Origin of the sequence: Occallatibacter sp., assembly GCF_049802275.1 — a bacterium.
Taxonomy (GTDB): Bacteria; Acidobacteriota; Terriglobia; order Terriglobales; family Acidobacteriaceae; genus Telmatobacter.
Genome location: NZ_JBARMD010000428.1, coordinates 1 through 10,930 on the forward strand (window position 1 = coordinate 1; position 10,930 = coordinate 10,930).

A 10,930-nucleotide genomic window follows, 5' to 3' on the forward strand; every position below is an offset into this window, starting at 1 on the left:
TGCACGAATCTCAATCCCGACGGAACGCGTCACCATATTCGGGCCGCGCTCGAAGCCGGCGCGACTCGCGACGAGATCCTGTTCGTCCTCAAGTGCGGATCGGTCCTCTCCATTCACTCCTGTAGTCTGGCTGCTCCCATTCTCTTGGAAGAATCCAAAGCTGCCAACGTGAAGCTGACTCCACGAACCACCACGGAGCCGACCCCGGCTTGTGATGCGATGCGAAAGATCGGCCAGTGGAACACGGCGTGGGATCCGTTCTTTGAACTCGATCCGGTGTTTACAGACGAATTCATGGCGATGGGAGCGGGGGTGTACAAGAGCGGGCTCATGTCGACCAAAGAGCTTGAACTCCTCAGCATCGCCCTTGATGCTTCCGTCACGCACATGTATGCGCCGGGCACACGCCGCCACATCAAAAGTGCGCTACAGGCAGGCGCCACCATGGAGGAAATTATGGAAGTGTTGAAGCTCTGCGTCGTCCAGGGAGTTCAAACCTTCAACCTTGGTCTGCCCATCCTTGCCGAGGAACTGCAACGCCAACGATGAGAATGCAATTCCGTGCAACCTGATCCCTGGCCGCTTCCCTTAGTGAATCGTCTTTGATTTGCGATTCATGTAGTCCATCAGCAGATACTCGCCCAGCGTGTCCGGCGTGGTGAAGTAGGCTTTGCCGCGACACATCTCCGAGACCTTGTGCACGAATTGCACGAGGCCCAAATCCGACGCCAGCATGAACGTATTGATCATGATGTTGGAGCGCTTGCAGCGTGCGACTTCTTCCAGCGTTTCGCTGACCACCAGCGGGTCGAGGCCGTAAGCGTTCTTGTAGATGCGGCCGTCAGGGAGTGTTAGCGCTGATGGTTTGCCATCGGTGATCATCACAATCTGCTTCATGTCCTTGCGCTGGCGGGCAAGGATGCGCTGTGCGACTCGAAGGCCCTCGCGGGTGTTGGTGTAATACGGTCCGACCTTAACGCGCGCCAGTTGCGAAACGGGCAGCTCTTCGGCGGAGTCGTGGAAAAGAACCAGCGAAAGCGAGTCGCCGGGGTACTGCGTGCGGATCAGGTGCGACAGCGCCATCGCCACTTTCTTCGCCGGTGTGAAGCGGTCTTCGCCATACAGGATCATGGAGTGCGAGCAGTCCAGCATGACGACGGTGGCGCAGGAGCTCTGATATTCGCATTGGTGGACATGCAGGTCGTCGTACTCAAGATTGAGAGGCAGGCCGATGCCTTCGCGAGAGATTGCCGATTTGAGCGTGGTGGTCGTATCGAGGTTGAGAGTGTCGCCGAATTCATATCTCTGCGAAGCTCCGTGAGCTTCGACGCCCGTTGCCCAGTGACGCGTATCATGGCGGCCGAAGTTTGATTTGCCCAGAGACCCGAGCAAATCGCGCAACGTCTTGAAGCCAAGGAAGTCCAGGCTCTTGTCGGTGACTTCGAATTTGACCTCGCCCTGCACATTGCCCGCCTGCCCCATCATCTGCGACATCTGCGTGGGGTCCATGTTTTGCGAATAGGAAATGTAATTCTCCTGCTCCATCCGCTGAATGAGCTTGTCGATCAGTTCGTCGAGCTTGCCCTGTTCCGTCATCTGTTCAAGCTGCTGGCGGATGCGGTCGTCAAACATATCGCCGGATTCGAGAAGCTGCCGCAATGCTTCGCGCAGGTCGTCGAGGGTGTGGTCCATATCCTGGAAGCGGAGATAGGGATCGCGGAAACCCGAATCGAGCAGGTAGTCGGAAAGAGCCTTGAGCAGGTCCTCAATGTCCATCTCTGAGGCCAGGTCGCCGGTGAATTTGGTGTAGCGAACGCGCTTCATGGTTTCCTCTGATGTTGCGGTTTCTATTCGCGCAAAGTGAAGAACAAAAGCAGATCCTTCGCTCCGCTTACCCCAACGTTGTTGGGGCCCCAAGCTGCTCCGCTCAGGATGACACTTCATCTTTGTGCACTCCCGTTCGTGACGAGGAAGGTGCTAGTTCAAGCCGCCGCCACGGCCTGACCGGCGGGCGCGCTGCCAGTCGTCAAACTCAACTTCGATATCGCGGTCCTCTTTGCGTTTCGCTCTTTCGGGCGCCGCGAAGCCGCGTTCTTCGCTGCGGCTTAGTTTCTTGTGCGCGACCAGACCCTCAAGCAGAAATTCAGCCGCCGCAACAGCCACCGGTGGATCGTCGGAGACTTTTACCTGGAGCGGAGACAGCTTTTCGAATAGGCCCTGAATCTTCTTCAGGTCGGCGAGTGCCGCCGAACTGGACTGGTTGTCGTCGAGCTTGACGGTTCCACCGAGGTTGAACCACTGCTCGATCTGCTGTGTGTTGGTTTCGGAGAAGTATCTCTCGTAGATTTTGCCTACCGCGGTGCGGATCAGTTCGCGAACAACCGTGTCAGCGCCGCGCATTTCGCCTTCGTATTCCAGTTCGAGCTTGCCGGTGATGCCGGGGAGCGCGGCGTAGATGTCGCTGATGCGCGGCACGGCTAACTTCTCACCGTTGACGAGAGCACGGCGTTCGGCGTTGGAGACGACCAACTCTATGGTGGAGATGGGAAGCCGCTGACTGACGCCGCTGCGCTTGTCGACCCTCTTGTCTTCGCGTGCGGAGAAGGCGACCTGCTCGACAACGGCGCGAACATAGGGTGGGATCTCGATGTGCGCGGAGGAACGCTCTGCCCATGCTTCCTGTGCGGTGATGGCAATGCCTTCTTCGAGCGTCTCGGGATAATGGGTGCGAATCTCGGAGCCGATCCGATCCTTGAGCGGCGTAACAATCTTGCCGCGGGCAGTGTAGTCCTCGGGGTTGGCGCTGAACACGAGCGCAACGTCGAGCGCGAGCCGCACAGGGTAGCCCTTAATCTGCACGTCGCCTTCCTGCATGATGTTGAAGAGCGCGACCTGGATTTTGCCGGCAAGATCGGGCAGTTCGTTAATGGCAAAGATGCCGCGGTTGGCACGCGGCAGCAGGCCGTAGTGCATGGTGAGTTCGCTGGAGAGATCCTCCCCCCCGCGCGCCGCCTTGATCGGATCGAGGTCGCCAATCAGATCGGCCACGGTGACGTCGGGCGTGGCCAGCTTCTCCACGTAGCGCGCGTCGCGGCCGATCCAGGCGATCGGGGTGGATTCGCCGCGCACGGCGATCAGTTCGCGGCAGCGTTTGCAGAGTGGATTGTAGGGGTTGTCGCGAATTTCGCAGCCGGCAATGCACGGCATCTGTTCGTCGAGCAGGGCTGTGAGCGCGCGAAGAATCCGGCTCTTGGCCTGGCCGCGGAGGCCGAGCAAGATGAAGTTCTGCCGGGAAAGAACGGCGTTGACAATCTGCGGGACAACCGTGTCTTCAAAGCCGACGATGCCGGGGAAGAGGATCTCGCGCGACTGAAGGCGTGCGATCAGGTTGGAGCGCAGTTCATCCTTGACGTTGCGGGTTTTTAGACGAGCTTCAGAAAACTGGGTGCTGCTGCGCAATTCCCCCAGCGATTGGGGAAGAGGGTGAGCTGGCATCGAATGGCTCCTGTTCCGGCCCGACCGAACCGGTGTGTGTATAGTAGACGCGCGCCAACACTTATGTGGTGCGAGAGAACGAAGGTTCTTTTCATCGGCCCGAAGATTTAGGTGTTTGCATCAACCGGGACCTGTTGATTTTCAGGACTTTCAACCGCTCCATGAGAGAGGGCGAAGCGGGAGATGGAATTATCCCGCAAAACAGGAAACTATTCCAGCGCAGCGCTCACTAATTTGATTTTGCGCCGAATCACTCATGTTCGTAGTGATCGAGCGCATCCTGCAGAGCGCTTGCAACCTGTTGATTGTTTTGCTTCAGCGCAAGGTCAAGGGCCTGGCGGGCTACCGGGATGGCGTCAGCGCTGCGGCCTGTCTTGTCGTACACCTTAGCCAATTCGGCGAGGCAGCGCCAGTCTTTGCCTCTGCTGAGTGCAACCGCTTTCTCAAGGGGAGCGATGGCGCCGGCGAAGTCACCACGCGATTCAAGGACATAGGCGACGTTGAAGCGATACTCCACTGAACCGGGATCGACGGCGATGGCTTTATTCAGTTGCTCGATGGCGCCTTCGGAGTCGCCGTTGAGGGCCAGCGAGACGGCGAGGTGATCGAGGAAGTTGGGATTGGTGGGCATCAGGGCGACGGCTCTGCGGTATTCGGTGAGCGCGTCTTTCTCCTGGTCGTTGGCACTGAGGGCGGTAGCCAGGACGTAGTGCGAGAGCGGGTCTTCGGGATTTGTGGCGATGGCTTTGTGCAGCGTGTCAATCGCTTCAGGAAACTGGCTGTTCTCGATTTGCGCGTATGCCTGGTCGAAGAGGCGATAGAAATTAGTTGCCTCCGGGTCGATTTTGTCGATTGATGCGCCGGGAGGCAGGTTTACAAACTCGGGGATATTGATGGCACGGTTCGCGGCGGTGGTGTCGTCGACGATGATGGCGGGGGTATCGTTGCCGTCGGCGTCGATGTGCGTGAGCATAAGCCGCGTGTAAGGGCCGCGAGCCTTCGAGGAGAATGCCAGCCAGTGTCCGTTAGGAGACCAGGTGTGCCAGGAGTTCATGGGCGCGAGATTGCAATGCATCAGGCGCGGCTTGCCGCCAGCGAAAGGTACGATATAGAGCTTGCTGTCGGGGCGCATCAGCAGGCCGTTCTTGTTCTGCACGAAGACGATCCATTTGCCGTCGGGCGAAACCTTGGGAAAGTTATTGCTCATGCCGTTGGCGGACGCGCCTTCGACGGGAACGGCCTTGCCTCCACGGCCCTCGTTGAAGGGTATTTTGTAGAGGTCGTACTGGATCTGCGTCTCGCCGGGATCGTTGGCTTGCTCGGGCTTTGCTGCGCCTGCGGGATAGGGATCGCGAGCGAGTGCCCGGCTGAAGATGAGGTACTTGCCATCTGGTGACCAAAACGCGCTCGTATGGACATATTCCGGATCGTCCGCTCCGGGCAGCGGGCGCATCTTGCCTTCCTTGCTGTCGTACCAGGCGAGAATGCCGCGCGTGGGATAGAAGACCTGGCTGAACTGGATGCTGCGGTAGTTGGTGCTGTAGATGCGGTCGAGGATTCCAGAAGCGAAGCCGGGCTCCTCATTTTGATGCTTGTTGGTATTGTTGGGCGGCCCGATGGAAGTGACCACGTAGCGACCGGTGGGCGAGACCTGCGACATGAATCCGAAGCGCTTGACCGCTGGATCGGCTGCGCGTGTTTCGTCGTTCAGCCCGAAGGAACTCCAATGAATGACATTGGAATTGCGGATGGTCATCTCTTTCGAGACCGGGACCAGAGCATAGAGCCCCTTGTCGTTGCGGGGCCCGTCAAGGTCGAGTCCAAACGTCGTCCCATCGCGCGAGATGGAATGGCAGTTTGCGCACGTGGGCAGATTCGTCATCACCAGGTGGCTTTTGGGCTGAGAGATATCGCGAATTTGCCACTTGATGAGAGGTATGGCCGATCGTGGGAGCGGAGCTATCGGGCCTTTCTCCTCGGGCGGAGGAAGGCGCAGCGGGACGTCGCGATAAAAAACCGGAGCTCCAACCGGGTCGGGCGAGGTGGAGATGCTTACCTGGCCGATTGAGACGGGTTCCGACCCGTCCGCCGCCAGCCCCTTGATGGTAATGCGAGCCGGTGAGTTCACAGACAGATGCTTGATCTTGTCCCAGGTGGCGACGTCTGGCTTCCAAGTGTGAGTTGAGGCCTGCTCGGGCGTGAGAGCGCGGTCAGGCCCCGCGTCGGGATCATTTTGACCGCTTTGAAGCAGATCGCCCGGGGCATTGATGCGAAGGGTTGCGGGGGCCCCGCCGGATGAAACCTCAAACGCCCAGCGCTTCGATGTTTCGTTTGCGTCATGCCAGAGGAAAGTGGGCGGAGTGATCTCGGGAGGGAAGACTGAGCCATCCAGCGGATAGTCGATTTTGATGGCGGCAACTTGCGCTGTTGTTGCAGCTTGCAGGGGCGTGCCGGAAGACGCGGAAAATGCGGCGCCGCATATCAGCGCCACCGAACCGGCAGCGAGGATCGCCACCATCGGAATGTGGGAAAGACGAACCCTCATGAGCCCCAAAGCGACCTCAACTAAACTGGCGCTTTATCTTGAGGATGAAGGTGTAGAGCGAATGCTTCGGTGATCCCGCTCACATCAATGGGATGGAGGTCGCCACCCGGGCATTCAATGTGCTTGACAAATTGTGGTTGGCAGCGCAAACTGGTTGGCGTAATGGGATCCGTCATGGACTTGAGACGGCTTTCCGGTCAGGAGGCGGGAACATGGAAGACGTTCAGGCTATTTTGGAACGGCCCACGCTTTACGAAAACGTAGACGGGTCGAGTGAACTTATGCTGGGCAGCATGATGATCGGCTTCACGGTGTACGAATGGGTCGGGTCTCACGCGCGTCAAGATTCGATTTGGAACAACGTCTTTACGTTGCTCATTTTCGCAACTCTGTTGGTGACCGCCATTCTTTACGCGAGAAAAGCGATGAAGAGCCTCATCACCTATCGTCGTACTGGATTCATCAGCTACCGAAAACCCAGCCTGTGGTGGCCCGGACTCATTGGATTGCTTGCGGCTTCGACTGCGTGTGGGCTCGCGTTACTTACAAGTCGTAGAGTCGAAAACGACCCCACGGCGCTCGTGACGATTGTCCTTGGCTTGTTCATGGCCGCCGCTTACGCTTATCGAGTAGCACGCGTAGCTCGTTGGAAATGGATCGTTGCGGCAGTTCTAGTGATCAACGCATTCGTGATCGCAATGTTCCCAGTTCAGCTTGCGAGCGCTCCGATGAGCCAGTCCGGGCTCGCGATCGCCTTAAACGTCAGACTTCTCGGATCGCTGTTCTGGTTCAACGCCTTTACCGGCGTGATTCTGCTTATCTCCGGAGTCGTGAGTCTCGCGCTCTACCTCCATGACAGTCGTGGGGTGAAGTCGGAATGAAGCCTCACATTCAAGCCATCGCGGACCTTGATCGCGTCATCCACGAACCTGGCCGGCTAATGATTGTGGCGCTTCTTTACGCTGTCGAAACTGTGGACTTTCTGTACCTCCAACATGAGACCGCCATGAACAAAGGCACCCTCTCCAGCCATATCGCGCGTCTTGAGACCGAGGGCTACGTCAGCGTGGAGAAGACTTTTCGCGGCAAGGTGCCCCAAACGCGTTTGAGTCTGACTCAAACAGGTCGGGCCTCTTTCGAGGAGTATCGGAAGATGCTCAAAAGGTCTCTCTAAGCATCGGTTGACGAACTCCTAGGCGGAGGTTCTGCCGTCACAGCTTCGCACTTCGCTGAGGGTGGATAATAACTCGGAAGAATTATCCCGGTATATTTGCGTTGAACCTTTTGGGGTGCACATCCGTCCTAGAACTAGATACTTCCTGGAGACATCTATGCGTTTTCATGCTGTGCTTCCGTTTGCCTTTCTGCTGACTCTTGTGACCGTTCCACGGGTAGTGCACGCACAGTTTCCGCCAGTTTCGAGGGAGGAACTGACCATGACGTCGGATCCCAAGGCGCCGGGGGCTGCGGCGGTGTATCTGTATCGCGAGGAAACCGAAGACGATCCCCACGCATTTCGGACGATTTACGCGCGCATCAAGGTCCTGACGGATGAGGGAAAGAGTGCCGCCGTCGTTCATATCAGTTATCCAAAGACATTTGTGTTTAATGCTGTGGGCAACAACTCGAGCAGGATGGCTTCGGGAACAGCCAACAGCTGGGACGCGCCGAGTCTCAACCACCTGGGTGAAGACCAGCCATGGGACACAGACACCTACATTGGCAAGGTAGAGATTGGGGCGCTCGAAGGCCGGGTGATCCATTCAGACGGGACCATCGTTCCATTAACGGGAAAGCCCTCTGAATTGCTAAAGGCGGCAAAGGGCTCCCGGGGCAGCGAAACGACCTTCACGATGCCCGCGGTCGAAGTTGGAAGCGTCATTGAGTACCGCTACCAGGTGCGTTACGACCGCTATCTCACTGCGCCGGACTGGAAACTGCAGAAGGAATACTTCATCCACAAGGAGCGCTTTATTTTCCGGCCTTCCAAGCAATTTCTTCCGCAGCAATCGAAGGACGTAGGAGCGGGAGACAGCCAACTGAAAGATCCGCACGACAATATTCTGACCGACATCCGGTTCAAGCCCGTCCTTCCGGCTGGTAAGACTCTGACAACGGACGCGATGGGCAACTATGTTATCGATCTCACGGATGTGCCCCCTATTCCCAACGAGAAATTTGCCCCGCCCCTGACCGATCGGGCTTACGCGGTGGACTTCTTTTACACCTATACGCCGGATGTAAAGGACTATTGGCAACTGCAGATGGGCTTCTGGACGAAGGCGCTGAACTCCTACACGGCTCCTACAGAAGCATTGCAGAATCTGGTGAAGGAGATTGTTTCTCCGTCAGATTCACAGCTCGAAAAGGCGAAGAAGCTCTATGAGGTGGTGCAGAAGATTGAGAACACTGATTCAAGTCCCGATGGCGCGCCGCTGACCGGCAGCGAATGGATTCCGCGGGGCAAAGCAGAGTCTGTTCTCCTGAGCAAGAAAGGATCGAGCAACCAGATCGCGTTTCTCTACCTGGCGCTGATGCGGACAGCTGGAATCAGCGCGCGTCCCGTGAGGATTTCAAGCCGCAGTCTTCGCATCTTCTCGGCGCAATACATGGATAACATTCAGCTCGACACCGTGCTTGTAGGGCTCGAGCTCGACGGGAAAGAGACTCTCGTCGATCCGGGAACGAGGATGGCTCCCTTTGCGACGCTGCACTGGGCGCATGCAGGCGCCGGCGGAGTGGCGATGGGTGCCGGCAATAAGGCCGAAGTCATCGTGACTCCTTTGCAGAAGAATACTGACAACAGCACTCTGCATGTGGGCACACTCAACGTGTCGCCGCAGGGCGCGGTATCAGGATCGCTGAAGATCGCGTTCATCGGTCAGAAGGCGATTGAGCTGCGACAGCTCGCAATCAAATCGGGCGTCGAAGCGGTGAACTCTGAAATCAACACCATGATCGCCCAACAGGTCCCGGCCGGCATCAAGGCTACTGTCGATCACGTCGTCTACCTCGATGACCCCGGCAAGCAGCTTCTGGCCGTTATTCCTGTATCGGGTTCCTTGCCGAAGAATGCTAACGGCCGAATAGAGCTGCCGCGTAACTTCTTCGAGGCGCAGGAGCAGAATCCCTTCCCGCCAGAAAGCTCTCGCACACTTCCCGTTGACATGCGCTATCCGGCACAGGAACAGGAGCAGATCACCTACGTGCTGCCGGCGGGCTTCACGCTCGAGGCGACTCCCCAGGACACGAACCTCAAGTGGGAAGAAAACGCCGCTTATCAGCTTCGCACCAAAGTTCAAGGCAGTTCGATCACGAACGCACGCATCCTGGCTCGGGGATTTACGCTGCTGGACCCGAAGGATTACGAGCAGTTGCACGACTTCTACCAGAAGGTGGTTACAGCCGATCAACAGTCACTGCTGTTGGCCGCGGCACAGGCCAGTAAAGTCCAATGAACTTCAATGGCAGCGGATAGGCACGCCGGGGAAGGGGTTTTGGACCGGCCTCTGCCCTGGCCGGCATCTTGACAGGTCATTTCATCGCCTGCGAGTATCGTTAGATTGACGGCTTTCATTCCTGTTCTCCTGCGACCCAGCAATCGGGGATGATGCCGGTCGATTCATCGCCAGTCAGACAAGAAATTCCGGGCTCCAGTTAGCATTGAGCGAACTGTAAGCGTAAGCAATCAGTTTGCTTCATTGTTCCTCGATGCAGAGGCCAAAGCTCTTTGGAGGAACAGTGCATCGAGTAAGCAGAGTGGCGCAGGTGTTTTGGATTGTGCTGCGCCCGGGTCTCACCATTCTTGCCATGCTTCTGCTGGCGTTCTTTCTTCCTTCCCACAATCGAGGCGGGATCAACCTTTCTGCACGAGCCTTTGCCGCCGGCTTCGCAGCGCCTGTTCTGACGTCAATCTCCATTGATTATCCCGAAGAAGGTTCGATATTTCCGCCGGGAATCACTCCGCCAACTTTTCTATGGCGCGACGCAGCCGGCGCATCATGGAGCATCGACATTTCGTTTACCGACAATTCTGCGCCGATCCATGCGACGTCAAAGGGCGAGCGGATGCAGTTCGGGCCGATTGATCCGGATTGCGTGTCGGACTCAAACTCTCCGCCAAAGCTGAACCCACAGCAGGCTGCCACGTGGACCTGGAAACCGGACGCCGCGACATGGGCAGCAATCCAGTCGCACTCGGCGCACAAGCCGGCTACCGCTACCATCACCGGATATCGCGACGGAAACGTCGCCTACTCTGAGTCGCACGTTACCTTCACCACTTCGACGGACGAGGTGAGCGCGCCGATCTTCTATCGCGATGTTCCTCTCATGCCGGCTTCCGGCAATGGCGGAGCAGTGGCGCCCCTCGCGCAATCCAATATTCACCTGATTCACTGGCGCATTCGCGACATCCGGAAGCCGGAAAGCCACACTGTGTTGAAAGATATGCCTACCTGCGCCAATTGCCATTCGTTCTCGGCTGATGGCAAGACGTTTGGCATGGATATTGACGGCCCGGCGAATGACAAGGGGCTGTACGCGGTGGTCCCCGTGCAGAAGCACATGGTGATTCAGAGCAAGGACATGGTGCACTGGAACACCGACGGCAAGGTCGGCACAGTGCGTGTCGGGTTCATGTCGCAGGTTTCTCCGAATGGGCAATACGTGTTGAGTACCTTTGCTGGACCTGAACTGAGCCGCCTGATCGACAGCTACTACGTCACCAATTTCGTTGATTATCGCTTCCTGCAGGTGTTTTTCCCGACGCGTGGGATTCTTGAGTATTACAACCGCGCCACGGGGCTGCGCGAACCGCTGCCGGGCGCCGATGATCCGAAGTACGTGCAGACCGATGGCGTCTGGAGTCCGGACGGAAAGTACATTGTC

8 protein-coding genes are annotated in these 10,930 nt (G+C 57.5%); 5 read left to right on the forward strand and 3 right to left on the reverse strand.

Features of this window, described 5'->3' with window-relative positions; all coding sequences use genetic code 11:
- Positions 1-549, forward strand: a 549-nt coding sequence (locus WA354_RS14960) for a carboxymuconolactone decarboxylase family protein (RefSeq protein ID WP_472813820.1), incomplete at its 5' end; no start/stop codon positions are given.
- Between the two features lie 39 nt (positions 550-588).
- On the opposite strand, the gene WA354_RS14965 is transcribed toward WA354_RS14960, so the two are convergent.
- From WA354_RS14965 to WA354_RS14975, 3 genes are all read right to left on the reverse strand, one after another.
- A complete protein-coding gene (locus tag WA354_RS14965) occupies positions 589-1,824 on the reverse strand; it encodes a vWA domain-containing protein (protein WP_472813821.1) in 1,236 nt (411 codons plus the stop codon).
- Positions 1,825-1,977: 153 nt separating this feature from the next.
- Positions 1,978-3,495: a magnesium chelatase gene (locus WA354_RS14970; RefSeq protein ID WP_472813822.1), complete on the reverse strand. Its 1,518-nt coding sequence runs from the start codon at positions 3,493-3,495 to the stop codon at positions 1,978-1,980.
- Positions 3,496-3,745: 250 nt separating this feature from the next.
- Complete coding sequence (locus tag WA354_RS14975) at positions 3,746-6,040, reverse strand: tetratricopeptide repeat protein (protein ID WP_472813823.1); 2,295 nt, start codon at positions 6,038-6,040, stop codon at positions 3,746-3,748.
- Positions 6,041-6,252: 212 nt separating this feature from the next.
- Between WA354_RS14975 and WA354_RS14980 the strand changes: the two genes are divergently transcribed.
- The 4 genes from WA354_RS14980 to WA354_RS14995 form a co-directional block, all read left to right on the forward strand.
- Positions 6,253-6,921 (forward strand): hypothetical protein, encoded by a 669-nt coding sequence (locus WA354_RS14980; protein ID WP_472813824.1) that lies wholly within the window; start codon positions 6,253-6,255, stop codon positions 6,919-6,921.
- The gene (locus WA354_RS14985) at positions 6,918-7,214 is read left to right on the forward strand and encodes a transcriptional regulator (RefSeq protein ID WP_472813825.1); all 297 of its coding nucleotides are present in this window, start codon (positions 6,918-6,920) and stop codon (positions 7,212-7,214) included. The genes WA354_RS14980 and WA354_RS14985 overlap by 4 nt, the downstream gene beginning before the upstream one ends.
- A 157-nt stretch (positions 7,215-7,371) precedes the next feature.
- Positions 7,372-9,498, forward strand: coding sequence for a DUF3857 domain-containing protein (locus WA354_RS14990; protein WP_472813826.1), 2,127 nt, complete (start codon positions 7,372-7,374; stop codon positions 9,496-9,498).
- A 283-nt stretch (positions 9,499-9,781) separates the two neighbouring features.
- Positions 9,782-10,930 (forward strand): hypothetical protein (locus WA354_RS14995; RefSeq protein WP_472813827.1); only part of this gene is annotated, 1,149 nt, incomplete at its 3' end.

What these genes read in the sequence shown, in the direction of transcription:
- WA354_RS14965 (WP_472813821.1), bottom strand. Translation starts at nt 1,824, where the DNA reads ATGAAGCGCGTTCGCTACACCAAATTCACCGGCGACCTGGCCTCAGAG.
- WA354_RS14970 (WP_472813822.1), bottom strand. Translation starts at nt 3,495, where the DNA reads ATGCCAGCTCACCCTCTTCCCCAATCGCTGGGGGAATTGCGCAGCAGC.
- WA354_RS14975 (WP_472813823.1), bottom strand. Translation starts at nt 6,040, where the DNA reads ATGAGGGTTCGTCTTTCCCACATTCCGATGGTGGCGATCCTCGCTGCC.
- WA354_RS14980 (WP_472813824.1), top strand. Translation starts at nt 6,253, where the DNA reads ATGGAAGACGTTCAGGCTATTTTGGAACGGCCCACGCTTTACGAAAAC.
- WA354_RS14985 (WP_472813825.1), top strand. Translation starts at nt 6,918, where the DNA reads ATGAAGCCTCACATTCAAGCCATCGCGGACCTTGATCGCGTCATCCAC.
- WA354_RS14990 (WP_472813826.1), top strand. Translation starts at nt 7,372, where the DNA reads ATGCGTTTTCATGCTGTGCTTCCGTTTGCCTTTCTGCTGACTCTTGTG.